This window comes from Candidatus Viadribacter manganicus, from assembly GCF_001679665.1.
Classification (GTDB): Bacteria; Pseudomonadota; Alphaproteobacteria; order Caulobacterales; family Aquidulcibacteraceae; genus Vitreimonas; species Vitreimonas manganica.
In genome coordinates, this window is the sequence record NZ_CP013244.1 from 2,647,255 (window position 1) to 2,671,221 (window position 23,967).

General features: G+C 61.2%; 30 protein-coding genes. 19 read left to right on the forward strand and 11 right to left on the reverse strand.

Features of this window, described 5'->3' with window-relative positions:
* Positions 1-75: 75 nt before the first annotated feature.
* Complete coding sequence (gene gcvA, locus ATE48_RS13500) at positions 76-996, reverse strand: transcriptional regulator GcvA (RefSeq protein ID WP_066772346.1); 921 nt, start codon at positions 994-996, stop codon at positions 76-78.
* A gap of 137 nt (positions 997-1,133) precedes the next feature.
* Between gcvA and ATE48_RS19800 the strand changes: the two genes are divergently transcribed.
* The gene (locus ATE48_RS19800) at positions 1,134-1,274 is read left to right on the forward strand and encodes a hypothetical protein (protein WP_156767767.1); all 141 of its coding nucleotides are present in this window, start codon (positions 1,134-1,136) and stop codon (positions 1,272-1,274) included.
* 73 nt (positions 1,275-1,347) lie between these two features.
* Here the strand turns inward: ATE48_RS19800 and ATE48_RS13505 are convergent, their stop codons facing one another.
* From ATE48_RS13505 to ATE48_RS13515, 3 genes are read right to left on the reverse strand one after another with little or no spacing between them, the layout of a single operon-like run.
* Positions 1,348-1,908, reverse strand: coding sequence for a hypothetical protein (locus ATE48_RS13505; protein WP_066772348.1), 561 nt, complete (start codon positions 1,906-1,908; stop codon positions 1,348-1,350).
* Positions 1,905-3,590 carry an asparagine synthase (glutamine-hydrolyzing) gene (asnB, locus tag ATE48_RS13510; protein ID WP_066772350.1) on the reverse strand — a complete coding sequence of 562 codons (1,686 nt, stop codon included), beginning with the start codon at positions 3,588-3,590 and terminating at the stop codon, positions 1,905-1,907. Before asnB ends, ATE48_RS13505 begins: the two co-directional genes overlap by 4 nt.
* A complete protein-coding gene (locus ATE48_RS13515) occupies positions 3,590-4,615 on the reverse strand; it encodes a glycosyltransferase (RefSeq protein ID WP_066772351.1) in 1,026 nt (341 codons plus the stop codon). Before ATE48_RS13515 ends, asnB begins: the two co-directional genes overlap by 1 nt.
* A 113-nt stretch (positions 4,616-4,728) precedes the next feature.
* Between ATE48_RS13515 and ATE48_RS13520 the strand changes: the two genes are divergently transcribed.
* The 5 genes from ATE48_RS13520 (at position 4,729) to ATE48_RS13540 (ending at position 9,401) form a co-directional block, all read left to right on the forward strand.
* Positions 4,729-5,706, forward strand: coding sequence for a KpsF/GutQ family sugar-phosphate isomerase (locus tag ATE48_RS13520; protein ID WP_066772352.1), 978 nt, complete (start codon positions 4,729-4,731; stop codon positions 5,704-5,706).
* Positions 5,707-5,849: 143 nt separating this feature from the next.
* Positions 5,850-7,037: an amidohydrolase gene (locus tag ATE48_RS13525; protein ID WP_228126624.1), complete on the forward strand. Its 1,188-nt coding sequence runs from the start codon at positions 5,850-5,852 to the stop codon at positions 7,035-7,037.
* Positions 7,038-7,101: 64 nt separating this feature from the next.
* Positions 7,102-7,854 (forward strand): tetratricopeptide repeat protein, encoded by a 753-nt coding sequence (locus ATE48_RS13530; protein ID WP_156767769.1) that lies wholly within the window; start codon positions 7,102-7,104, stop codon positions 7,852-7,854.
* A 203-nt stretch (positions 7,855-8,057) separates the two neighbouring features.
* Positions 8,058-8,267 carry a cold-shock protein gene (locus ATE48_RS13535; RefSeq protein WP_066772357.1) on the forward strand — a complete coding sequence of 70 codons (210 nt, stop codon included), beginning with the start codon at positions 8,058-8,060 and terminating at the stop codon, positions 8,265-8,267.
* 75 nt (positions 8,268-8,342) lie between these two features.
* A complete protein-coding gene (locus ATE48_RS13540; RefSeq protein ID WP_066772359.1) occupies positions 8,343-9,401 on the forward strand; it encodes a glutathione S-transferase family protein in 1,059 nt (352 codons plus the stop codon).
* Positions 9,402-9,550: 149 nt separating this feature from the next.
* On the opposite strand, the gene ATE48_RS13545 is transcribed toward ATE48_RS13540, so the two are convergent.
* The gene (locus tag ATE48_RS13545; RefSeq protein ID WP_066772360.1) at positions 9,551-10,030 is read right to left on the reverse strand and encodes an Hsp20 family protein; all 480 of its coding nucleotides are present in this window, start codon (positions 10,028-10,030) and stop codon (positions 9,551-9,553) included.
* Positions 10,031-10,245: 215 nt separating this feature from the next.
* Here ATE48_RS13545 and ATE48_RS13550 point away from each other — a divergent pair, with 215 nt between their 5' ends.
* The 7 genes from ATE48_RS13550 to ATE48_RS13580 all read left to right on the forward strand — a co-directional run bounded on the left by ATE48_RS13550 (position 10,246) and on the right by ATE48_RS13580 (position 15,610).
* Entirely contained in the window at positions 10,246-11,127 is an 882-nt protein-coding gene (locus tag ATE48_RS13550; protein WP_066772364.1) for a class I SAM-dependent methyltransferase, read from the forward strand.
* A 94-nt stretch (positions 11,128-11,221) separates the two neighbouring features.
* Positions 11,222-11,521 (forward strand): SCP2 sterol-binding domain-containing protein, encoded by a 300-nt coding sequence (locus tag ATE48_RS13555; RefSeq protein ID WP_066772365.1) that lies wholly within the window; start codon positions 11,222-11,224, stop codon positions 11,519-11,521.
* A gap of 2 nt (positions 11,522-11,523) precedes the next feature.
* Positions 11,524-12,465 (forward strand): alpha/beta fold hydrolase, encoded by a 942-nt coding sequence (locus ATE48_RS13560; protein ID WP_066772366.1) that lies wholly within the window; start codon positions 11,524-11,526, stop codon positions 12,463-12,465.
* Positions 12,466-12,477: 12 nt separating this feature from the next.
* Positions 12,478-13,530 carry an SDR family oxidoreductase gene (locus ATE48_RS13565; RefSeq protein ID WP_066772367.1) on the forward strand — a complete coding sequence of 351 codons (1,053 nt, stop codon included), beginning with the start codon at positions 12,478-12,480 and terminating at the stop codon, positions 13,528-13,530.
* A gap of 71 nt (positions 13,531-13,601) precedes the next feature.
* A complete protein-coding gene (locus ATE48_RS13570) occupies positions 13,602-13,952 on the forward strand; it encodes a YciI family protein (RefSeq protein ID WP_066772374.1) in 351 nt (116 codons plus the stop codon).
* Positions 13,949-15,175: an RNA polymerase sigma factor gene (locus ATE48_RS13575; protein WP_066772375.1), complete on the forward strand. Its 1,227-nt coding sequence runs from the start codon at positions 13,949-13,951 to the stop codon at positions 15,173-15,175. Before ATE48_RS13570 ends, ATE48_RS13575 begins: the two co-directional genes overlap by 4 nt.
* 72 nt (positions 15,176-15,247) lie before the next feature.
* A complete protein-coding gene (locus ATE48_RS13580) occupies positions 15,248-15,610 on the forward strand; it encodes a YciI family protein (protein ID WP_066772376.1) in 363 nt (120 codons plus the stop codon).
* Here ATE48_RS13580 and ATE48_RS13585 read toward each other — a convergent pair.
* A complete protein-coding gene (locus tag ATE48_RS13585; protein WP_066772377.1) occupies positions 15,607-16,338 on the reverse strand; it encodes an acid phosphatase in 732 nt (243 codons plus the stop codon). The genes ATE48_RS13580 and ATE48_RS13585 overlap by 4 nt on opposite strands.
* Before the next feature lie 155 nt (positions 16,339-16,493).
* Between ATE48_RS13585 and ATE48_RS13590 the strand changes: the two genes are divergently transcribed.
* The 3 genes from ATE48_RS13590 (at position 16,494) to ATE48_RS13600 (ending at position 18,299) form a co-directional block, all read left to right on the forward strand.
* Positions 16,494-17,096 (forward strand): hypothetical protein, encoded by a 603-nt coding sequence (locus tag ATE48_RS13590; RefSeq protein ID WP_156767770.1) that lies wholly within the window; start codon positions 16,494-16,496, stop codon positions 17,094-17,096.
* A 53-nt stretch (positions 17,097-17,149) separates the two neighbouring features.
* Positions 17,150-17,545: a nuclear transport factor 2 family protein gene (locus tag ATE48_RS13595; protein WP_066772381.1), complete on the forward strand. Its 396-nt coding sequence runs from the start codon at positions 17,150-17,152 to the stop codon at positions 17,543-17,545.
* Between the two features lie 100 nt (positions 17,546-17,645).
* On the forward strand, positions 17,646-18,299 hold the full coding sequence (locus tag ATE48_RS13600; RefSeq protein WP_066772382.1) for an outer membrane protein: 654 nt from the start codon (positions 17,646-17,648) through the stop codon (positions 18,297-18,299).
* Positions 18,300-18,358: 59 nt separating this feature from the next.
* Here the strand turns inward: ATE48_RS13600 and ATE48_RS13605 are convergent, their stop codons facing one another.
* Positions 18,359-18,832 (reverse strand): VOC family protein, encoded by a 474-nt coding sequence (locus ATE48_RS13605; RefSeq protein ID WP_066772383.1) that lies wholly within the window; start codon positions 18,830-18,832, stop codon positions 18,359-18,361.
* Positions 18,833-18,940: 108 nt separating this feature from the next.
* Here ATE48_RS13605 and ATE48_RS13610 point away from each other — a divergent pair, with 108 nt between their 5' ends.
* Positions 18,941-19,588 (forward strand): glutathione S-transferase family protein, encoded by a 648-nt coding sequence (locus ATE48_RS13610; RefSeq protein WP_066772384.1) that lies wholly within the window; start codon positions 18,941-18,943, stop codon positions 19,586-19,588.
* A gap of 2 nt (positions 19,589-19,590) precedes the next feature.
* Positions 19,591-20,133, forward strand: a complete 543-nt coding sequence (locus tag ATE48_RS13615) for a dihydrofolate reductase family protein (RefSeq protein WP_066772386.1) — start codon at positions 19,591-19,593, stop codon at positions 20,131-20,133.
* A 51-nt stretch (positions 20,134-20,184) separates the two neighbouring features.
* On the opposite strand, the gene ATE48_RS13620 is transcribed toward ATE48_RS13615, so the two are convergent.
* Both ATE48_RS13620 and ATE48_RS13625 read right to left on the reverse strand, forming a co-directional pair.
* Entirely contained in the window at positions 20,185-20,724 is a 540-nt protein-coding gene (locus tag ATE48_RS13620; RefSeq protein ID WP_066772388.1) for a DUF4274 domain-containing protein, read from the reverse strand.
* Positions 20,725-20,826: 102 nt separating this feature from the next.
* Positions 20,827-21,882: a 1,9-bis(guanidino)-5-aza-nonane synthase gene (locus tag ATE48_RS13625; protein WP_066772389.1), complete on the reverse strand. Its 1,056-nt coding sequence runs from the start codon at positions 21,880-21,882 to the stop codon at positions 20,827-20,829.
* A 178-nt stretch (positions 21,883-22,060) separates the two neighbouring features.
* On the opposite strand from ATE48_RS13625, the gene ATE48_RS13630 reads away from it, so the two are divergent.
* Positions 22,061-22,834 carry a glucose 1-dehydrogenase gene (locus ATE48_RS13630; protein WP_066775100.1) on the forward strand — a complete coding sequence of 258 codons (774 nt, stop codon included), beginning with the start codon at positions 22,061-22,063 and terminating at the stop codon, positions 22,832-22,834.
* On the opposite strand, the gene ATE48_RS13635 is transcribed toward ATE48_RS13630, so the two are convergent.
* Positions 22,831-23,445 carry a CARDB domain-containing protein gene (locus tag ATE48_RS13635; RefSeq protein ID WP_066772390.1) on the reverse strand — a complete coding sequence of 205 codons (615 nt, stop codon included), beginning with the start codon at positions 23,443-23,445 and terminating at the stop codon, positions 22,831-22,833. The genes ATE48_RS13630 and ATE48_RS13635 overlap by 4 nt on opposite strands.
* A 57-nt stretch (positions 23,446-23,502) precedes the next feature.
* Positions 23,503-23,907 carry a hypothetical protein gene (locus tag ATE48_RS13640; protein WP_066772391.1) on the reverse strand — a complete coding sequence of 135 codons (405 nt, stop codon included), beginning with the start codon at positions 23,905-23,907 and terminating at the stop codon, positions 23,503-23,505.
* Positions 23,908-23,967 lie beyond the last annotated feature (60 nt).

Here is a 23,967-nt window from a genome sequence, read left to right on the forward strand (position 1 = left end):
AACCGCGCACGTGCGGTGGGGAGGTATGAAAAGGCTGTCAGATGCGGTGGTTTCTATGGCTCGCATCGGCGGAGCCTACTCCGCCGCTTCGGCGATCTTGATTGGGCAGGGTGGTTCTTCCGCAGCCGCCCGCGCTTGGAGCCAGGTGGCGAAGCGTTGGGCGTCGGGGCTGGGGGGGCGGCCGGTGGGCCAGCAGAGCCAGTAAGCGAAGCTATCGCGGACGGCGATGTCGAACGGCGTCACCAGGCGGCCGGCGCGGATTTCATCGATGGCAAGCCATTGGCGGCCGAGCGCGATGCCTTGGCCGGCGAGCGCGGCTTTCAAGAGCAGCGGGCTGTCGTCGATCTTGGGGCCGGTGTTGGGTTCGGGCCAGTCGAGGTTGGCGGCTTGGAACCAGCGCGTCCATGGCGTCCAGGGATTACGCAAGAGCATGGCGCGTTTGAGATCGGCGGGTTCAATGAGCTTGTGCTTGTCGCGATAATCGGGGCTGCAGACGGGCGTGAGGGCTTCGTCGAACAGCTTGGTTGAGTGCAGGCCCGGCCAGCCGCCGGCGCCGAGGCGGATGCCGAGATCGATGCCTTCCTTGCGATAATCGTTGAGCGCCTCGGTGACGCGCAGTTCGATGTCGATCTCCGGATGCTCGGCGCGGAAATCGCTGAGGCGCGAGAAGAGCCAGGTTGAGGCAAGGCTCGGCACGGCGGTGATGATGATGTGGCGCTGTGCTTTGGAGTGCGCGCCCTTCGGCGGCGGGAAAGCTTGTTCGAGAATGGAGAGGCCCTGGCGGACTTGGGTTTCGAGCTGCTGGCCGTCGGGCGTGAGCTGCATGGTATTGCCGGCGCGCTTGAAGAGCGTGACGCCTACGCGCTGCTCAAGCTCGCGGATGCGATGGCTGACGGCGCCGTGGGTGAGACTGAGCTCTTCGGCGGCCTTGGAATAGGACTTCAAACGCGCGGCCGCCTCGAAGGCGCGGAGCGTCTGGAGGGAGGGCAGCGACATTGGCTTTGACCCCCCCCCTTTTAGATGTGAATTCCGCTCACAACCAAGTCGTAGAGTCCTCGTTCGGATTCAAGGGGTGGGGTCACCACTTTGGGTCTGTAGCCGAGAGATTTCGGCCCAGATTTGGAGGAACGACAATGCGCCCCGGCCCATACATTTCAGCCCTCGAACATGGCGCACCGCTGCCGGTGAAGATCGCATCGGTGGCGATTTCGACGCTGCTGTTCTTGATCGTGGCGTTGCCACTGGTCGCGATTGGCGCAGCGGTGGTCGCCTAACCACCACGCGCCTGGCGGGGCCGCTTCGCTCCCATGCCCTTAGTCCGCCCAAGGAGCCGCCCCGCCATTTTCTTTAGCTAGCCAGAATGCTCAGGCGCACGAGCATGAAGAAAGTGCCGAACGCAGCGAGCACTAGTGCGATGGCCTGTTGTAGCAGCACCGGCCGCACCACAAGGGCGGCGACAGTGAGCGCCAAACCAACAAGCGCGAAGCTTGAGGCGCTTAGCCAATCTATGACGTTCGCTGTGTTGATGGCGAAGCTGGCGACGACGATGGCAGCGAACAGAATGTGCGCGGCGATGTATCGCTTGCCGTCGCTCTCATGAAACGCAACCAAATCGATCTTGTCACCGCGCTCCATCTCCGGAACGGTGAGGGCGCTGAACGCGTATAGCGAGATCATCAGCGCGAGCCAAAGCAGCACCGCGCGCGGCTCCCAGTTGACCGCACGGTCATCCCAAAACGAAGCCCAGTTCGCGATCACAAGCGCGAAGGCGGTCCAGCTCCAGAGCGCGTGACGCAGCGAGAAGCGCGCGCGATGGCGCACGTACGCGATCAGGCCGCCGATAAGATGTGTCACCGCCAGCGACGTAATAATTGAGATAAGGCCAAAGACGAACTCGAAGCTGGTCACGAGATGAGGCTCTTTAGGGCTTCGTCCGGCGTTGCGCCTTCTGTGTGGATGCGGCCCCACAAACCTAAGAACAGCATTGGATAGCGGAGTGCTGCGTGCGTTTCGTCGGTGAAGATCGCGCGGATCGTGTCGGCGCTTGCCGCGGCGCGGACGGCTTCGACGTTTGGCAACGTTTGTGCGAGGTCGCCAGAGCGTGGCGCAATCCAAGCGGCGACGGGCACAGTGAAGCCCTTTTTCTTCGCCCATGGTTCGGCGGCGGGGCAGTTTTTCTCGAGCCACGCACGCAGGATGTATTTGCCGAACTTGCCGCGGGTTTTGAAATTGTCGGGCAAGTGGAAGGCGAAGGCTGCGACTTCAGAATCGAGAAACGGCGTGCGACCCTCGAGACCATGGGCCATCAGCATCCGATCCAGCTTCAAAAGTAGATCGTTCGGCAGCCAGGTGACGATATCGGCGCACTGCGCTTGCTGAAGCGTGGTGAGGCCAGCGAACTGGGACGCATGTTTGCGCCAAGCTTCTATGGCGCCATTGCCGAAGATTGCGTCGGTTTGCGGTTCGGCAACGCGCCCGCCCAGCCACTTTGGACGCTGGGCGCGCCGGTAGCGGGAATAGCCGCCGAACAGCTCGTCGCCGCCTTCGCCGGTCAGCACGACAGTCAGTCGCTTCTTGGCTTGCTCCGCGAGCTTGTATGTCGGCAGGCAAGCATAGTCCGCGACGGGATCGTCCATCGCCCATGCGACCTGGGGTGCGATTGACCAAAAATCCTCTTCGCCAAAACTTACATTGTTCCAATCGAGATTGAGTTGGCGCGCAATGCGCTCGGCTTGCGCTCTCTCATCGCGTGCGCCGTCGGCGTCGAACCCGCAGGTGTAGGCGACGACAGGGCGGGTATTTAGGCGCGCCATCATGGTGGCGACAGTCGCGCTATCGATACCGCCGGAGAGGAAGAGGCCGTAGGGGACGTCTGAGCGCTGGTGAACCTTGATTGAATCTTCGAAAACGCGATCGAGTTCGGCGATTGCAGAGGCCTCTTCGCTGATCCGCGCCCGTTGTGAGGGCAGCGCCGAGCGCACCCGGTGGCGCTTGGGGACGCCATGGATCACTTCGATGATCTCGCCCGGTTCGAGACGAATGACACCGGGCCATGCTGTTTCGTTCTCGAGCGTATAGTGGAGCGCGGCGACCTGGTTTGAGATCGCCGTGCTCACCTGCGCTTGCCCAAACGAGCGAGGCTCTGATGAAAACGCAACGGCGCCGCCCTGTGCATGAACGTAAAGCGGTTTAATTCCGAAAGGATCGCGCACCAGCCAAGTTCGCCCATCGACGCCGATCAAGCAAAACGCATACATGCCGCGCAGGCGGTCGAATGCGGCTTCGCCTTCCTGTGCGTAGATGTGCAGCAACGGCTCGAAATCCGAGCCGGTAGAGAGCTTTTGCTTGAGTTGGAAGTCTCCGGCGAGCTCGATGTAATTGTAGATCTCTCCGTTGCCGATGATGGTTGAGCCCGCTGCGTGCAACGGCTGCCAACCGCCTTCAAGATCGATGATCGAGAGTCGCGCGTGCGCCAGCGAATAGCGCTCGCTCTCCTCAACGCGAATGCCGTTTGGTCCACGATGTGCGATAGCTTCGATAAGTGCACGTGCGCCCTCGGGTGCGCCGATGATCCCGGCGATGCCGCACATTAAAGGCCTCCCATCGCATCGAACAGCGAACGCCACTGAGCAACGACCGCGGCCTCTGAGAACTCGGTTTCGACGCGTTTGGCGCCATTGGCGACAAAGCGCGCGCTTAGTTCTTTGTCGGCCAGGAGCGCGCGCGTCTTCATTGCGAGCCCTTCAGCATCGTCAATGTCGATCAAAAATCCGTCTTCGCCGTCGCGGATAAGTGCGCCTGGGCCTGCGGATCGCGCCGCGATCACGGGTAGCCCATGCGCCCACGATTGAATGACCACGTTGCCCAAGGGTTCGAACCGCGATGGAAATACACAAACGTCAGCGGTGCGATAGAGCGCCGGCGCATCATCGCGCCAGCCGAGAAAGCGAACACGGTCGCCAACGCCCAAATCAACCGCCTCGGACTTCAGCACCGCTTCGTCCGGCCCATCTCCGGCGATCCAAAGATAGGCGTCCGGCAAGTGTTTCAAAGCGCGCAGCGAAACGTCGTGAGCTTTTGATGTGTGGAGGCGCCCCATGCCGAGGAGGAGCGGGGCGTCAGCGGGTGTGTTGAGCGTTACGCGATCGATTTTTTCGCCACCGCCTTTGCCAGCGAAATTCGGAACGTAGTGCGCGCGTTCTTTCGGCCAGCCTTCGCTGACGATCCAATCGACGATGTCTTGCGTGTTGCCGACCAGAGCGTCGTAACCCCGATAGTTTTTAAGTTTGTAGTATCCGCCCAAACGCCCGATGCGTTTCCATGGGCCGGCAGGCGTGAGGCTTGCGGCGCGGTTCATCCATGCAATGACGATCCGGGCATCATGCTCGCGAGCCAGCGAACTGATGGCGTTCGGCGTCGTGAAATCGAATGGTCTTGAAAACGGCAGCACGCGCGTTGCAACGCCAAGGCTCTTTAGTTCGTGTTCGCGCCCGGCATGGGCGCGTATCGCCGCCGCCTGAGCGATGCCCGCGCGCGCGAACGCGCCTGTCAGGCTGACGAAATAGGTTTCCGCGCCGCCATTGACGGGCGAGCCGAGCGTTTGCAGGAGGCTCATGCGGTGAGGAAGCGGCGGGTCATGGCGCGCCCGACACATAGAGGTCAGCGGCGCCCACCTCAACCGCTTGCTCGCAGATGACTTTTCGGTGCGCGCGTGCGAGAGGGGCGGGCATGAGCATTATCGACCCGAAGGCTGCCGTTGCGGCTGGTCAAGATACCATTCGCGCCGAGGCGCGCGCGCTGGATCAGTTGGCGGAGGCGCTGGCTGGCGCTCTCAACGAGCCCTTCGTTCATGCCGCACGATTGTTGGCCGAAGCCAAAGGGCGGGTGATCGTCTCAGGAATGGGAAAATCCGGACACATCGCGCGCAAGATCGCGGCGACCTTGGCCTCGACTGGCACGCCTGCGCAGTTTGTGCACCCGGCGGAAGCCAGCCACGGCGATCTCGGCATGATCGTCGAGACCGATTGCGTCTTGGCGATTTCACGTTCGGGCGAGACGGCGGAGCTTTCCGATCTTCTTTACCATTGCCGTCGCATTCACGTTCCGATCATCGGCATGACGTTCAAGCGGGGGTCGTCCTTGGCGAAAGCGTCGACGGCGGCTTTGGTGCTGCCCGAATGCGGCGAGGCGAGCGAAGAGGCGCCGGCGCCGACGATCTCGACCACGATGTGCCTGGCGCTCGGCGATGCGCTCTCGGTTGCGCTGATCAAAGCGCGCGGCTTCACCGCCGACCATTTCGGTGCGATCCATCCGGGTGGCAAGCTTGGCGCTGCGCTGAAAAAGGTGACTGACGTCATGCGCGTTGGTCAGAGCGATCCGTTGATCTCGCCCAGCGTTTCCGTCGCCGATACGATGAAGGCTATGAGCATAGGCGCCATTGGCGCTGTCGGCGTTGTGGAGAATGGCAAACTCATTGGCATCGTCACTGACGGCGACCTGCGCCGCAAGCTCTCACCGGAAATGTTCGCCAAGACGGCGCGCGAGATCATGACGGCCAATCCAAAGACGATCGCGCCGGATGCGCCGATTGCGGATGCGATTGCGATCATGAACGAAAAACGGATCACGCTGTTGTTTGCAGTTGAAGACGGAAAGCCGGTCGGCGTCGTGCACATGCACGATCTGCTGGCGGCCGGCGTGCGGTAACATTGGGGGCGAGCATGAAACACTTGGCGAAATTGGCGGTTGCCGCCTCACTCTTGTTTGTGTTTGCAGCTTCTGCGAGCGCCCAGACGGCAGCGGGTTTCAACTCTAGTGTAGAGTCTTCGATTCAATCGGTTCTCCCTCGCATGATCGCGTGGCGGCGAGATTTCCATGAGCATCCCGAGCTTTCGTATGAAGAAGTTCGCACCGCGCGCGTGGTTGCCGCGCATTTGCGTTCGCTTCGGATGGACGTGCGCACCGGTGTCGCTCAAACTGGCGTGGTGGGCGTGCTGCGCGGCGGCCGTCCTGGCCCCGTGATCGCGCTCCGCGCCGATATGGACGCTTTGCCCGTCACGGAAGAGGGCGATCTGCCGTTCCGTTCACACGCGCGCGGCCACTATAACGGGCAAGATGTTGGCATCATGCATGCGTGCGGACACGATACGCACGTTGCCGTATTGATGGCGGCCGCGACCGTGCTCGCGGCGCAGCGTGAAAACCTTGCCGGCACGGTTATATTCGTATTCCAACCGTCGGAAGAAGGCGCGCCTCCTGGCGGTCTCGGCGGCGCCCGCCGGATGCTGGCGGAAAACGTGTTCGGCGATCTGCAGCCTGAAGCGATGTTCGGTCTGCACGCTTGGCCAGGGCCAAGCGGCGCCGTTACGATGATTTCCGGCCCTATGATGGCCGGCTCTGATCGCATCGACATCACGGTGACTGGCAGTCAGACCCACGGCGCTCAGCCGCACGCCGGCATCGATCCAATCGTTGCGTCTTCGCAGATTATCAATGCGTTACAGACCGTGCCGTCGCGCCAGATGGATGCGGTGAGCTCGCCTGTGATCGTAACGATAGGGATGATCCAGGGCGGCGTGCGCTACAACATCATTCCGCAAAACGTGCAAATGCAGGGCACGCTGCGTTACCTCAACCCGGAAACACGCGAGCGCTTCTACGAGCGTATTCGGCGCACCATTAGCGAAACCGCTGCCGCAACCGGCGCGACGGCTGAGGTGACGATCACTGAGAACGCGATCCCGACCGTGAACCCGCCCGCAATGATGACGCGTACGCGCGCGGCGGTTGTTCGCGCGCTCGGCGAAGACGCCGTTCAAGGCGGGCAGCCGGTCATGCCGGCCGAGGACTTTGCCTATTTCCAACAGGCGGTTCCTGGCGTGTTTTTCTTCTATGGCGTGAACCCGCCGGGGGTGACAGCGGCTGAGGCCGCCCCAAATCACAATCCGCGCTTCTTCGTTCATGAACCGGCGATGGAGACTGCACTCCGCGCGATGTTGGCGGTTTCGCTGGATCGCGTTGGCGGCGAACAACCATAGTTGATCAGCGGCAAGCTTGCTTAGGCGCCCTCGCACGATAAACTTTCGGCAGGGGTGTCCTTTGATGAAGCGCTTGTTGATCGGCAGTATTGTCGCGTTGGGTTTCGTTGCCGTCGCCGCGCCGGCCATGGCCGATATCCAGTGGCGCGTCTTCGAGTTGCGTCGCCAACAATGCTTCAATTCGGCAAATGCCTTCACGCCGGAACAATCCATCCGCGGATGTAGTGACGTCATCAGCATGCGGAGCGTGTCGGGTGATGGCCGCGCGCAGGCCTATAAGCTCCGTGGTGATCGGTATCGCGAGCTACGTGATTACGATCTGGCGCTCGCGGATTACTCCACGGTCATTCGCATGCGCGGTGACCATCCGGGCGCCTATTATCGCCGCAGCGAGGTCTATCTCGCGATGGGTCAGTATGACTTGGCGATGGCTGATGCCGAACACGTGATCGCTATCGCGTCCGACACGCCCGGCGGCTATCGCGTGCGCTGTGAGATCCGTGTGGCGCAGAATATCGAGCTCGATCTTGCCCGGCAGGACTGCAACCACGCCCTTGAGATCAACTCGATCGATACGGCCGCTCTCTCGGCGCGCGGCGTTCTGAATTTGCGCGCCAACCAGAACCAGGAAGCTTGGTCGGATTTTGACGCCGCCATTTTTAATGGCCGCCAGAATGCACAGACGCTTTACGGTCGCGGCATTGCCGGTCAGCGTTTGGGGCGCGTTCGCGAAGCGCGCGCGGACATGGAAGCGGCCGAGCGCTTGCAGGCTGAAATCGTCGCCACGTTCGCGCGTTATGGCGTCACCGCGCCTTGATCGATGAACGAATGTGAGATGTCGCACACGAGCGGCGCCGGTTCGGCGCACCGCTTTTGCTTGACTCTGCGGTAACAGAAAGGCCCTATGCGGCCCGGACGGTCGGGACGATCACGACCCGCGCGGCTCGTTCGCGCCGGCTACTCACCCCCAGTCCAGCCGCGAGTCTATCTCGAACGCGGCAGCTTGCTAGGAGTGCGGCCATGGCTACGGGCGTGGTGAAGTGGTTCAACATGCAAAAGGGTTTCGGCTTCATCGCGCCGGACGAGGGCGGCGCCGATGTGTTCGTCCACGTCAGTGCGGTTGAGCGTTCAGGCCTGACCGGCCTCAAAGAGGGCCAAGCGGTCAGCTTTGACGTCGAGAATGATCCCCGCAAGAACAAGCCGTCAGCGGTGAACATTAAGCCGGTCTAGGCCGGTACCGACCCTTGAAGTTTTGATCGCCGTGCGGTTCACCGTACGGCGATTTTGTTTTTCCGGAGATTCCCCATGACTGCCCCGTTCCGCCTCTATGGCGCGGAGCTTTCCCCTTACTCTGTTAAGGTGCGCGCTTATCTCGGGTACAAAGGTGTCGACTTCGAGTGGCTGCCGCGGACGAACGCGCGCCAGGAAGAGTTCCAGCGCTACGCGAAGCTGCCGCTTATCCCGGTGCTGGTCGATGCCGATGACAATGCGCTGCAGGATTCAACGCCGATCATCGAAAAGCTTGAGACCGATTTCGCTGAAAACTCAATCGTGCCTGAAGAGGCCTCGCTCGCGTTTCTCTCGGCCTTGATCGAGGACTACGCCGATGAGTGGGTCAACAAGGCGATGTTCCATTATCGCTGGAGCTATCCGGAAGATCAGGAGAGCGCCGCCAAGCGCATCACCGATATGATCTTCGATGGCGCCGAAAAGCCGGAAGGCATCGAAGAGCAGGTCCGGATCCGCATGATCGGGCGGCTTTACCATGTTGGCTCGTCGCCGGAGACGGCGCCCCTGATTGAAGGTTCGTTCGCGCGTCTGCTTGGTTTGCTCAACACGCTTTTGGCGAAGCGGCCATTTTTGTTTGGCGGCCGCCCCTCGCTGGCGGATTTTGGTCTTGCCGGGCAGTTGGCGCAGCTCAATTCCGATCCGACACCAGGGGCGATATTGCGCGCCCAAGCACCGAACGTCGTGCGCTGGCTGGAGCGGATGGAAAAGCCAAAGGCTGAAGGTCCATTTGCCTCGTTTGCTGAAGTTAGCGCTGATTTCGCTGAATTGCTGCGTGACGAGATTGCCGGCGCATATCTCATCTGGATGGATGCGAACGCACGAGCTGTGGCGAACGACGCGAGCGGCGTCAGTGTCGACATTGGTGGAACGAACTTCGTGCAAAAGCCTCAGCGTTACGCCGCCAAGGCGTTCAACGAACTGAAACGCAAGCGGGGCCTCGTTGACGATGCGGCGCTTGCGGCGCTTCTGGCCGAGGCGGGCATTGAAGCGATCCTCTCAGCGGCGCAGCAGGATGACGGTGACGCCGCCGATGACGAGGTTGATGATGAGGGCGACGGCGACGGCGAGGAATAATCGCGGACGTCGCAACCCAGCAGGTTTCTCGAAATGCAAAACGGCGCGCGTCTGGGGGAACGCGCGCCGTTTGTCTTTCCAAGGGTCAGGGTGCTCGCCGCGCGACGCGGGGGGGAGGGGATAGCCGCGCGGCGAGCGGAAGCGGGGGATTAAGCCGCTTCTGTTTCGTCGTTCGCTGCGTCCACGACCTTTGGCTTGGCCTTGGCGGCGCCCGCAGAGTTGATCTCTATTTTGCGCGGCTTCAGCAACTCGGGAAGTTCGCGAACGAGGTCGATGGTCAAAAGACCGTTTTCAAGTTTCGCGCCGGCGACACGGACGTGATCGGCGAGACCGAAGCGACGCTCAAAGCTGCGCTCGGCTATGCCGCGATGCAGGTAATTGCGCTGTTCGGCAGGCTTGCGCTGGCCCGAAACCAGCAGCGAATTTTGCTTGAATTCGATCGAGAGATCTTCTTCCGAGAAGCCGGCGACCGCGAGTTCGATGCGGAAATTGTCTTCGCCGATTTGCTCGACATTGAAGGGGGGATAGCCAGGCGCAGCGTCTAAACGCGCAGCCGTGTCCATCAGGTTCGCGATGCGGTCGAAGCCGACCAGCGTACGGTAAAGAGGGTTCAGATCGTTCGAAGCCATGTGTCTTGTCCTTTCAAAGCGACATACAGGGCGCTCCCGCGCGGGGAGCTGGTTTGCGGGCTTTTTCCGTCCCCTAAGGCGGCGGGTTGGCCAGCGACCCGGCCCCATCTGGGCGCCGGTTAAAAGGGCAGATGGGGAGGATTGGGGGTCGTTCAAGACCCGTTCCGATCATCGGTTTTGACAATCTTAGCGCTTCGGGATTAGCGCTCGGCGCCATGCAGCTGACCCGTAGATCTGCCGCGATTGGATTGGGCCTTGGGCTCACCGCTTGCGGACGCTCCGAACCGAGCGCCGCCGATGCGCCGCCGCAGGGATCGCTCGCCTGGGCGATAGCAGGACCGTGGCGCATCGATCCCGAGCGCGACCAATGGCGCCATCCTTTGCAGACGCTGCTCTTTTGGGGTCTGCAAGGCGACATGACCGTGCTGGAGATTTATCCGGGGCTCGGTTGGTACACCTCCATCCTTGCGCCTTATCTGCACGCGAATGGCGGCAGGCTCATTGCGGCGAGCTTTGATCCGCGCGCCAATTCCGTTGCGCAGCGCGAAACGCTCGCGGCCTTTCGTTCGCGCTTTTCTGAGGACGAAGAACTCTACGGCGATATCTCGGTTTCCGCCGTTACATCCAGCGGCGCCGCGCTCGCGCCGGCAAATAGCGTCGACCTCGCGATCCTCTCCAACAATGTGCATACTTTGATGGCGGCCGGCATTGCCGAGCGTGTCTTTGCAGGTGTGCGCGCGGCTCTTAAACCAGGCGGCGCTTTTGGTATCGAGCAGCATCGCGCGTCCTCGACGGGTTTGCAGGATCCGCTTGCTGGGACGGGTTACGTTCAGGAAGCCTATGTGCGGGCGCTGGCGCAAGAGGCGGGATTTGAGTTCGTCGCCGCCAGCGATCTCAACGCCAACGCACGCGATAGCCGCGATCATCCATTCGGTGTTTGGACGCTGCCGCCAACCTTGCGGACCTCGCCCCTGGGGCAAGAAGAAGACCCAAGGTTCGACACTGGCCCCTATGAGGCCATCGGTGAAAGCGATCGTATGACGCTTAAATTCCGCAAGCCAAGCGCCGGCGCTCCCGCGGCGCAGCAAAACCGCTAATCTACAAGCTTGACGCTGCCGTCACTCTTGCGGCGGCGGCGGTGCTGGTGTGTAAGGTGGCCTTCGAAGGCCACCAAGGTCCGGAGGAAAAGCCATGACGTACGAGGAAATCCTGAAGCGCTTCACCGAAGGCAACGTGACCGTGCCCGGCAAGAAGGTGAAGTTTGACTTCGGCGATGCGGGCAAGATTTTCCTCGACGGCGGCGCTGGCAAGGTTTCCGCTGATGACGCTGCCGCCGACACGACCATCAAAGTGAAGCTCGAAGACTTCGTCGATATGGCGGGCGGCAAGCTCGATCCGACGGCCGCCTTCATGCAGGGCAAGCTCCGTGTCGAAGGCGACATGGGCGTTGCAATGCAATTGCAGAGCGTGATGGCGAAGCTGCGCGGTTAAGCGTGGCGTTCGTACGCGTTCCCGGTAACGAGCCGCCCGAAGGCGCCGAAGAGCATTGGCTCGAAGGCCGTGGTGGAGTGAAGGTGCGGGTGTTGACCGCGCCTTCATCGCGCGGCGCGCCGCGCGGTACGGTCATCGTTGCGCCGGGACGTACCGAGTTCATCGAAAAATATTTCGAGGTGATCCGCGAGCTTCAAGCTCGCGGATTTGCCGTCTTCTGCATCGACTGGCGCGGACAAGGCTTGTCCGGCCGCGAAGTCGAAAATTCGCTGAAGGGGCACTTCGTCAGTTTCGATGATCCGGTGAACGATCTGTCGACGGCGTTGAAGCTATTGGCTGATCGTTTGCCGCGACCGTACATCGGTCTGGCGCACTCGATGGGCGGGGCAATCTTGCTGCGCGCACTGATGACGCGGCGCATCGACCTCGACGCAGCCGCCTTCTCGGCCCCGATGTTCGGCATTCAAGGCCTTAGCGATTTTGCGAAGAAGTACGTGCGCTTTATGGTGTCTTTAGGCGCAGGTGGCTCGTTTGCGCCGGGCGTTGAAAAGAAGTGGAAGCGCGAGAACTTCAAGAAGAACCCGGTCACGCACGACAAGTCCCGTCACGATCGCTGCCAGGGCCTGATCGCCGAAGAGCCGCGTTTGGCGCTCGCTGGGCCGACTGTAGGCTGGGTGTCGGCCGCCTCCGACGCCACCGAAGCGTTTAGAACGCCTGGCGCACTCGCGCACGTTCGCATTCCGATCTTGATCGCCACGGCCGGCGAAGAGCAACTGGTGGACAATGCGAGCCACGATGGTGTCGCGCATGAACTTCCTGATGTTCGTCACGTAACCATCGAAGGCTCCAAGCACGAAATTTTGATGGAAACTGATCCGATCCGCGCACAATTCTGGGACGCGTTCGATCAATTGGTAGAGCGCGTCGTTCCCGCACGCGTCTAAGCGGAGGCCCACATGGCCGGAGAGCTCGTTTTAGTCACCGGCGGTTCGGGCTTTATTGGCGCGCACTGCATTATCCAATTGCTTCAGAAGGGCTACAAGGTGCGCACGACGGTGCGGTCGCTTTCGCGTGAAGCGGAAGTGCGCGCGATGCTGCGACAGGGCGGCGTTGACGCTGGCGATCAGCTGAGTTTTGTCGCCGCCGATCTCACCAAGGATGACGGTTGGGCTGATGCTGTCGCTGGTTGCACTTATGTGCTGCACGTGGCCTCGCCGTTTCCACCCGCTGCGCCGACGCATGAGGATGAACTCATCATTCCGGCGCGCGATGGTGCGCTACGTGTGCTGAAGGCGGCGCGCGATGCTGGCGTCAAGCGGGTGGTGCTGACCTCGTCATTCGCTTCGATCGGCTATGGGCAGAAGGTATCGAAGAAGCCCTACAATGAAGAAAACTGGACTGACCCTAACGGCGATGACGTTCGTGCGTATGTGAAGTCAAAGACCATCGCAGAGAAGGCGGCTTGGGATTTCATTGCCAACGAGGGCGGGGCGCTTGAACTTTCTGTGGTCAATCCTGTGGGCGTGTTTGGGCCGGTTCTCGGTCCGGATTATTCGACGTCCATTCTGCTTGTGCAGCGTTTGATGGATGGCGCGCTGCCGGGTGTGCCGCGTTTGTATTTTGGCGCCGTGGATGTGCGCGACGTTGCGTGGATGCACATCGAGTGCATGACCAATCCGGCAGCGAAAAGTGAACGCTTCTTGGCTGTTGCCGGCGATTTCCTTTCGATGAAGGAGATCGCGCAGATTTTGAAGCGGCGTATGGGCGCAGCGGCCAAGCGTGTGCCGACTTTCCAATTGCCTGACTTCATGGTGCGCATGGCTGCAAAGCGCGATGCGGCGGTGGCGCAGATTGTGCCCGAACTCGGCAAGCACAAGAACGCCACCAACGAGAAAGCACGGCGCCTGCTGGGCTATAAGCCGATCTCCAACGAGGACTGCATTATCGCGACTGCGGAGAGCATGGTGAAGTTGGGGCTTTTGAAAGATTCGCAGAAAAAGGCGGCTTGAGTGTCGAAATTGACGGAGTGCACGCGTCACTGAGGCGAGGGTGATGAGCCCTGTGATCCGAGGAGGGTTCAATGACGCAATATCTGCTTTTGATTTATGGCCAAGAATCGACCTGGGCGGAGCTGACGCCGGATCAAATCTCAGCGGAGATGGGCGCCTACTTCGCTTACACGCAGGATTTGCAAAAGGCGGGCGCTTACGTCGGCGCCAATGAGCTCCATCCGGTGGCGACCGCCAAGACGGTGAGTATCGAAACCGGCAAGCAGAAGGTCGTAGACGGCCCGTTCGCTGAAACCAAAGAGACGCTCGGCGGCTATTATCTCATCGAGACGGAAACGCTTGCCGATGCGTTGGCGTGGGCGGCGCGCTGCCCCGGCGCAAAGTTTGGGCGGATCGAGGTTCGTCCTGTTGTTATGCGATGAACGCTGCAGCGGCGGCGGAACGGGCAGCGCGCGATAGTTACGGGCGCTTGCTGGCTCTGCTCGCCGCGCGCTCGCGCGATGTGGCGGCGGCGGAAGACGCCCTCGCCGATGCCTTCGCGGCCGCGATCTCGGCGTGGCCACGGGGCGGCGTGCCAGACAATCCCGAGGCATGGCTATTTGCGGCGGCGAAACGCAAGCTGATCGATGCGTCACGCCGCAAGCGCACGGCAAATGACGGCAAAGCGCAGCTTCAGTTGAATGTTGAAGAACTGGAAGCGGAGACCGCGGCCGGCGACATGCCTGATCGCCGGCTTGGGCTTATGTTCGCGTGCGCACATCCGGCCATTGAAGAAAGCGTGCGTACGCCTTTGATGCTGCAAGTGGTGTTGGGTTTCTCGGCGGAGCGGATTGGCGCAGCGTTCCTGGTTGAACCGACAGCGATGGGGCAACGCTTGGTGCGCGCAAAGAAAAAGATCTGCGACGCGGGCGTCGGCTTCGATGTGCCGGCGCCGTCCGATTGGGGCGCGCGGTTTGCGGCGGTGCTCGATGCGATCTATGCGGCGTATGGTGCGGGCTGGAGCGATCCGCTTGGCGCTGATCCGGAGAGGCGCGGATTGGCCGAAGAAGCGATATGGTTAGCGCGCGTGCTGGCGTCGCAGTTGCGCGAAGAGCCCGAGCCGTTGGGTCTTCTTTCTTTGATGCTGCATTTGGAAGCGAGGCGACCGGCGCGGCGCGATCGCGATGGACGGTTTGTACCTCTGGATGAGCAGGACGTTGGCTTGTGGCAGCGCCAATCGCTCGGCGAAGCAGAAGCGCTGTTGCGCGCGGCGGCGGCGATGAAGCGGCCGGGCCGCTATCAGCTCGAAGCCGCCATTCAATCGGCTCACGCCACGCGTGCGTGGCGCGGCGAGGCCGATTGGGATGCGATTGTGCTGCTTTACGATGCACTCTCCGAACTCACGGGTTCACCCGTGGCGCGCCTTAACGCCGCCGCTGCCATTGCACGCCGCGATGGGCCTGAGCGCGGGCTGGCGGCGGTTGAAGCGCTGGTGCAGCTCTTTCCGGCGTTGAACGTTTATCAGCCCTATTGGGCGCTGAAGGCCGATCTCTGTGCGCGGCTTGGCCGGGGCGAGGCGGCGGCCGTTGCTTATGACGAAGCGATCGCGCGCGAAGCGGATCCGGCGGTGCGTGCCTTTCTCGAACACAAACGTTCGAGATTGTAAGTCGAAAGCGCGACTGGCGGTGCGTCAGGGCGGTGAGGGCGACGCTTGTGTCGCCCGCAAACGGAGTTCCCGATGCAGTACGCTCTTCTCGTCTATGAAACCGAAACTGATTTCGCCGCGCGCGATGACGTCGAGCGCAAGACGGCGTATCGCGCCGCGCACCTCGATTTCTTGAATTCTATAAAAGGCGCCGGCATCGCGATCCAAAGTGTTGTTGGCGGCGCCGGATTGAAGCCGCCGCATACGGCGACAATTGTGCGCAAACGCGGCGGCTCACGCCTTGTCGTGGATGGCCCCTATAGCGACATCAAAGAACAGCTGGGCGGCATTTACCTGATCGACGTCGCAGATCTCGATGCCGCTTTGAGCTGGGCTGAACGTTGCCCGACTGCTTCCACCGGGGCGGTGGAAGTGCGGCCGGTCAATGTTGACTAGTTCGGATACGCGCGCGCCAGCTCAGCACGCGCAGCGTCCATGAGGCGCTGAAAGTCCGGGTCGGCGTGGAGGCGTGCTATGGCCGCTGCGGCGACAGTACGCCCGGCCTCCACGTCGCTCGGATAGTGCACGCCGCACACGACACGGCTCCATGTGAAGTCGCGCCCGCGTTCGATGATCGCATCGGCGCGCGAAGGGACGAGTTCGGCGAGCACGAGCGCCCAGCCAAAACCCAGCGCCGCGTGGCCGGAGGGATAAGAGAAGCTCGCGCGCAGGCGCTCGTCACCGGCGATACAAGGTGTGATTGCGCTGTCGGTCACGAACGGACGCAAGCGACGGTATTCGAACTTCACTGGGTCGCCGGCATATCCAGCCGCCCGGCCGGCGCGATCGAGCACAGCCATCGTCGCTGGGAAGTTCGCGAGCGTGAAGTTGTCGCCGAGTACTGAGTCAAATGCTGCAAACGGGTCGATCGCGTTGTCCGCCAGAGCCTGTGCACGACGCTCTGCGCTCCAGGGTCCCCGCACAATCTCGCGCTCGGCAAGTTCCAGCGTACTGTTCGACTGTGGCGGCGCCGGCAAGAAGACCAGCGCGTCCACCTGAACGGCAGGGTTGCGCTCGGCGGTGGTGGGATGGGTTGGTTGTGTCGCGGGAGCCGGCGCCGGCGCGGCGGTCGCGCAAGCAGCAAGCGCCAGTGCAGCGACGAGAACGAAATTGAGCTTGGCCATGTCCCACCCCGAAATACGAAGCTGTCACATTAGCGCGCCATTGCCGAGAGGCTAGGCGGCTGCGATCAATGAATGTGGTTTTCGCCGCTTCGGCGCGGCCTCAAGGAGCTATCGTGGGGTCACCGTCCAACCTTTCTACGGCGTTCAGCCGTTTCATGCGTTCAATGGTTATCGACTATGATGCGTGGCGCGACGGTACGCCTTACGACATCGCGGCGCTTTCGGACGTGACCGAAGATGAGCGTGTGCAGCTGACCGACGAATTGTGCGCCAAGCGCACACTCGATTGGCGCGATGTGGAAGCTCTGCGCGCCCTAGCGACGCCCAAAGCTCTTGCGCGCATCGGCGCCGCCGCCGAAAAGCAGATCGACGGCGCAGGCATAGAAGCCTTCTTTGATGACGTCGCAAAGGGCTGGACGCCAGAAATCGAGGCGCGCTTCGTCGAAAAACTCGAACACGTTCAATCCATGACCGGCGCCCTCGATCGGCTTTACGAAATCGCCGAAGCGCATCCCACTCCGGCTGTGATGGAGCAATTGCTGCGCAACGCGCGCATTCATTCGGACCCGACGGTGCGCTATTCGATGGGCGCGTTCTTGCTTGAACTCACGGGTCATGCCGATACGCGCTACACGTTTGATGCGAATATTCGCCCGCATCTGCTCGATCTCAACAGCGCTGACTACGCGACGTACAAAGCCGCTGTCGCGTGGCTATTGGAGAAAGTTGCTAACCCGCAGCGGAACTCTGGCTCATAGCGGAACTGCCGACATTGATTGAGGTTTGACCCCAGAGTTGAGGAGACCTGATCATGGCGAACGCAAGCAAGGACGAAATCATCGCTTTGGAAAAAGAGTATTGGGACGCGATGAAGCGCAAGGACGGCAAACGCACGTCCCAGCTCTCGGGAAAAGTTTCGCTCACCACCGGCGCGCGGGGCGTCACCTGCGTGCCTAACGACAAGATGGGCAAGATGAGGCAAGAGGGTGATTGGTCCCTCTATGCCTATTCGTTTGACGATGTTGAAGTGGTCACGCCCGCGCCGGATGTTGCGATCATCGCTTACAAGGTGACGCAGAAGGTGAAGATGCATGGCAAACCGCAAGAGTTTCAGGCAGCCGACATCTCAACCTGGATCCGCGGCGCCAACGGCTGGGAGTGTCACGCCCATAGCGAAACCATCTTGAGCGACGCGAAACCGAGCTAGCTCCAAGCGATTTGTCGCCAGTCAAGCACCTGTTCATGTGGTTGAGGGGGGGCGTGAACCTCCATAGCGCACGAGCGTGGGTAGCCAGGCGGAGTGCAGTATGAGGAAAGCATTGTTGGCGGCCGTCGGCGCTATGGCGGCGATGAGCGGCGCGGCGCAGGCGCAAGATTGGTCTGGCCTTTACATGGGTGCGAGCGCCGGGACGGCCAATCGCGAATCCGAATGGACCGATGTCGACGGCGATTGGGGGCCCGATGGCGAGATCATCACGTCCGATGACGTCGACGCCGCCGCGTTAGGCGCCCATGTCGGTTACAATTGGCAATTCGGCAATTGGGTTGTGGGCGCTCAAGGCGGCGTGACCGTCGCCGACCTTTCTGAATCTCAAGTCATCTTCGGCGATGTCGTGGTCGATAATTCGCTGTCGTTCATAGCCGATGCGCGCGTCAACGCCGGCTACAGCTTCGGCTCGGTGTTGCCGTACGTTACGCTCGGCGCGGCATACTCAGACCTTGAGCACAGCTGGGCCGAAGGCAACGACACCAACGATAGTTGGCCGGATTTCGGCAACGAAACCGCGATCGTCTACGGCGCCGGCGTTGAATATGCGTTCTCGTCCAAGTGGTCGGCTGGCGTCGAATATCTGGTCTACGATTTCGGCTCCGAGTCATCGACCAATCCGAACGATTTTCGCATGGACGTCGAAACCCAGACCAACGTGCTGCAACTCACGTTGAATTATCACTTGAACTAACCGACTGAACCCCCAGAACTAGGGCCGCCTTCAAGGGGCGGCCCTTTTTTTCTTGTGTGTCACCCGCGCCGCGCCGCGTCGATCTTCGCAACGTCGATCTTGCGCATTGTCATCATCGCATCGAAGGCGCGTTTGGCTTCATCGCCGCCCGCAGCCATGGCTTCGGTCAGCGTGCGCGGTGTGATCTGCCAATTCAGGCCCCATTTGTCTTTGCACCATCCGCATTCGCTTTCAGCGCCGCCATGGGCGACGATCGCGTTCCAATAGCGATCCGTTTCTTCCTGGTCCTCAGTGGCGATCTGAAATGAGAACGCTTCGGTTTGTGGGAATTGCGGCCCGCCGTTGAGGCCGATGCAGGGGATGCCACAAACCGTGAAGTCGACGACAAGTGCATCGCCCTTTTTGCCATCGGGATAATCGCCAGGCGCGCGGTGCACGGTCCCGACGCTGCTGTTGGGGAATGTTGCTGCATAAAAGCGCGCGGCGTCTTCGGCGTTTCCATTGTACCAAAGGCAGATGGTGTTCTTGTTCATGTCAGGGTCCTTCGCGACTAGTCAGCAAACTAGCGCCGCGCAAACGCGTTTCAATTGTCGGGAACGAGATCACGAAAACGTCCTCTGGGCGATTGGGGAAAATTGCCGATGACGATCACCATCACCGCCTTTGCCGACGCGCCCGACCAAGGCGCTGGCCTCGCGCGCGATATGATCGTCCGCTGGGCGCTTGAAGAGGTGGGCCAAACTTATGAAACGCGTCTCGTTGCCTGGGCCGATTTCAAAAAGCCGGAACATCGCGCGCGCCAACCCTTCGGCCAGATCCCTACCTACGAAGAGGGCGATCTTGTGCTCTTCGAATCCGGCGCCATCGTTCTACATATTGCAGAGCGTTTTTCAGGCTTGTTTCCCGCTGACCTAAACGCACGCGCCCGCGCGATCACCTGGATGTTCGCAACGGTGAGTGATGTCGAACCGCTGATCATCCAGCGCGAGGTGATGGAGTATTTGGGGAGCGAGAAAAGCTGGGCCGAAGCGCGCATGCCTTTGGTTGAACAACGCATCCGTGATCGTTTCGCCCAATTGGCGGCGCGGCTAGGTAGCGATGATTGGCTCGATGGCGGTTTCAGCGCCGCCGATGTGCTGATGGTGCAGGCGTTGCGCCGGCTTGAGAGCCAAACGCCGCTGATTGAGTTTCCAAATCTCGTTGCCTACGTCGAACGCGGCAAAGCACGGCCAGCATTTAAACGCGCCTTCGCGGCGCAATTGGCTGATTGGGAAGTGAGTAGGCGGTAACAATGGCGAAGCTCGTCTTTGGAATGAACATGTCGCTTGACGGCTATGTCGACTTCGACAGGTTTGCTCCTGATCCTGCGCTGTTCGGCTATTTCATCGAGCAGACGCGCAACACGACCGGCAGCATATACGGGCCGCGCCTCTATGAGCTTATGCATTACTGGGATGGAGACGAGTGGGCGCAAAACCCCCAAGTAGAAGGCGATCTGCGCGCGTTCGCGGAGGCGTGGCGGGCGATGCCGAAATGGGTTGTGTCAAAATCGCTGAAGCAAGTTGGCCCGAACGCTAAGCTGATCAGTGGCGATTTCGAAACGGCGATCCAAAAACTGAAGGCCGAGCACGATGGTGAAATCGAAGTGGGCGGGCCGAAGCTTGCGGCGGGCTTGGCAAAGCTTGGCTTGATCGACACATATCGCGTCTTCCTGCATCCCGCCGTTCTCGGCCACGGCGAACCATTCTTCGCTGGCGAGGCGCCGAAGCTTCGACTGGTGGAGAGTGAGCGGATTGGCGAGAACGCGCTGAAGCTGACGTATGTGCCGGACTAAATTCTCTCCCTCGGAGTGGAGATGGCGCTTGGGCTGGGAGCCCCGAGGTCGCTATTTGAGTCTGATCGGCTCGTACATCGCCGGTGGCAGGGATCGAACAAACTTGCCGCTTATGTCGTCGTAAGAGCCGACCAGACTGTACCCGCCTTCACCGTCCGCGTTCGTTGGATCGAACGCGATTGATCCCAGGGCGAACTCACCTGCAACGTAACGTGTCTCAATGCGGGTCAGAAAGTCGAAGAGGTCGGCATCGCCCTTGGCCTCGGCGACGGCGTCGCGATCCGTATATTGACGATACCACTCCGGCGCGCCGTGCCAGTATATGTAGAGCGCTGTCGCGCGCTCGCATGCCGGGTTTCGGGTGATCTCTTCTAGAGCTTCAAAACCGCCGTCCCAATTCCAGGTGCTGGCGAACGCGTGAAGCTCTTCTGGATCTCTGTTGTCGCGGCAAAACGCGAGGGTCTCAGCGTTTAACTCGTTGTGGAAGCGCTCCCAGTCGGCATCGCTGAATTGGCTCGTGTCGATCCGATCGACGCGCTCATCGTTCGAGAGCTCTCGAATTTCGGCTAGACGCTGCTCTGATACTGGCACGGGCTCACTCTTTACTCTGGACGCTAGCGCGCCGAATGCCTGCGAGCGAAAAGGCCGCTCCTTTCTGAGCGGCCTTCGTGTTTTTGCGTTAAGCGCCAGCTTTTACTTGAAGAGCTTCGCCCAATTTCGCGTTTGGCGCTTCTTCCAGCCGCCGCGGTGGTAGGCGTCGCTCACGATGATCGGCGCGACGCTGGTGGCTTCGGCAAAGACCATTTGTTCGTGCACCGTCGATACCTTCCCCCAACTCGCCGCTTCTTGCAGGGTTGATGAAGAGCAGGCGCCGTCGCGGACATCCGCCACGGTGATCTGCACAGCGTATTTATGGACTTCGACGTCGTGGTGGCCGAGGATTTCGGCGCAGACGACGGTGTCTTGCGCGAAATTCTTCGGCACGCCGCCGCCGACCATGAAGAGCGCGGTGGTGCCGGCCGCGAGCTTGATCTCGGTCAGTTCGCGGAAGTCGCCGCCGCTATCTATGGTGAGATAGGGCTTGCCGGCTTTGCGGCGCTCGACTTGGTGCTTCACGATGCCAAAGCCTGCCGAGCAATCGGAGAACGCTGGCACGAAGATCGGCACGCCTTTCTCGTAGGCGCGCTGGATGAGCGAGTCCTTCTTTTTGGCGTTGCCGTTGGCCAGCCACTTGCCGAGCTCGTAGATGAACTCGCGCGAGGTGTAGGGGCGCGGCTCGAGCATCTCGCAGATCTCGTAGATCGTCCCGTCGACGTTCTGGAGCTCTTCTTCGTCGATGTAGGTATCGTAGATGCGGTCGATGTAGAGCGACCGGAGAGTGTTGTCGTCGGGAATTTCCTTGGCTTGGTAGTGCTTGAAGCCGAGCGCTTCGAGGAAATCCATGTCGATGATCGAGGCGCCGGTGGCGACGATGGCGTCGGCCATGTTGTACTCGACCATGTCGCGCCAGACGTGGAGGCACCCGCCCGCGCCGGTCGAGCCAGCCATGATCAGCCAGGTCGAGCAGTTTTGATCTTCAAGCGCCATGTTGAGGATGCTGGCGGCGCGCGCGGCGTCGCGGCTGGTGAAGCTCATCTTGCCCCACGCGTCGATGATCGGGCGCGCGTCGAAGCTTGCAATGTCGATGTGCTCGACCGGCGAGGAGAGAAGTTCCGCTTTACGGTTGGTGTCGATTTTGGCGTCAGCCACGGGAGGTGCTCCGATGGGCGGCGTCGACAGACCCAGAGCGGTCAACCGCGCGGACGCTCCGCCGACACGCGATCGCGGCTGCAAATAGGGCAATTCGGCTGGATTGCAAGCGCGTTTCCGTTAGGGGTCCCGTGGCGCGCCAAACGAGTGTGTGCAAACCTCGCTGCTGGAGGAAACAATGAGCGAGCTTGAAGGGCGCGTGGCGCTGGTGACGGGGGGGGCGCGTGGGCTTGGCGCGGCGGCGGCGAAGGCGTTGGCGGCGAAGGGCGCGAAGGTCGTTGTTACCGATGTGAACGACGCCAGCGAAACGGCCGCAGCCATTGGCGGCGCCTATTTCAAGCACGATGTGACCAGCGAAGATGAATGGATCGCTGCGGTCGCGTTCGCCAAGCAAACCTTCGGCGGTCTAGACATTCTCGTGAACAATGCGGGCGTCTTCTGGCTGAAGCCGTTGGTGATGGAGACGCTCGAAAGCTTCCGCAAGATGCAAGCTATCAATGTCGAGGGTGTCTTCCTTGGCTTGAAGCACGCCATTCCGGTCATCGCCGAGCGCGCTCAGCAATGGGATGGCGGCGGCGCGGTTGTGAACCTCTCGTCCGTCGCAGGCATTGTCGGCGCGCCCAACCTCATCGCTTACAACGCCTCGAAAGGCGCCGTGCGTTTGATGACTAAATCAGCGGCGCTCGAATACGCGCCCATGAAGGTGCGCGTGAATTCGGTGCATCCTGGCATTATCGATACGCCGATGATGGCTGAAGCCGCCAAGGTGATCGAAGCGACGACCGGTCAAGGCGCCAACGCGACGCGCGATAATTTCGCGACGCGCCATCCGCTTGGCCGCATGGGCCGCGACATCGATATCGCCAACGCGGTTGCATTTCTCGCCTCGGACGCTGCAGCCTTCATGACCGGATCGGAGCTGGTCGTCGATGGCGGGATGACAGCGATCTAGCGTGGACTTGGTTGCGGCAATTGCTCTGGACGCACCTCTATGCGCGGCGCGCGTAGGCGAGCGCGGATTGTGATTGGCATACAGGCCGTGTTGTTGCGCTCGTTAGACTCGGCAACGACATTTGCGGGGTCGGCGACAACGCAGATGTGGTACGCGCCCGGGCGCACGCCTGTGGGCATCGGGAAAGTCAGATAATCGTAGGGCCGCGCCGGCGGATCGCCGCGCATAACGGTCGTGCCGTTGAACATTTGCTCGCCGCTCGGTGTAAGCGTGTTTGTGCGGCTCATGCGACCGCCACGCAGCAGGACATCCTCGCGCCACGCGGGTGAATAGATGGCAAATCCAGTCGGGCCAACGTTATCAGTTGAAAGTATGACGTCCGCCATCCATCCGGCGCTGCCGGAGCTCAGCGTGCCAGGCGCGTCGTTGGTCGCGGACGCGAGGTTCATGACCTTGAACGAGATCAGCAGTTCGCTGCCTGCATTGTAAGTGTTGCCGCCGAGATAGTCCGATCGGCCATATATTTCAGGTGTGAGATCTGGCGCTGCCGCTGCAACGCCTGATATCGCCAACGCGCTTGCGCACGCCAGAACGCCCAAGAACGATTTCATGTTGTCCCCTCGAGAAGGGCCCCTCGGAGGCGAGTGTTTCTCTGATTTGCGACGGCGTCAATCGAAAGGGCGCGAGCCCCCGGTGATCGCGAACCACAGCGCTAGCGACGCCAGCGTCAGCAGAATGTTGCCGACGTGCGGCCCACGCATTGCCCAGGCATTGAAGACAGCGCCGGTCATGTAGACGCCAACGCCTAAGAAGAGCAGCAGCGTCTGCGCCCTCTCACCCATCGCGGCGGGGTCGAGCGCCAGCCACAACGTGGCGCCCGCAATCTGCGCCCACGCGAACGACGGCAAATGCCAAACCCACCGGATCAGGCGCCGCGAGGTTGCGGTCTTCAGAACGCGGTTGTCGCCCGGCGCTTTGAACAAGGGCGCGAGCACGAACCGCTCACCCAGGTAAGCGTGGCCTATCGCTGAAGCAAACCCCAAAAGCGCGGAGGCGAGGAGCAGGAGGTTCATAGAGCCAGCATCTGCCTCTGGTCGCTAAACGCCAGCGGTTCAAATGTGGCAAAATGAAAC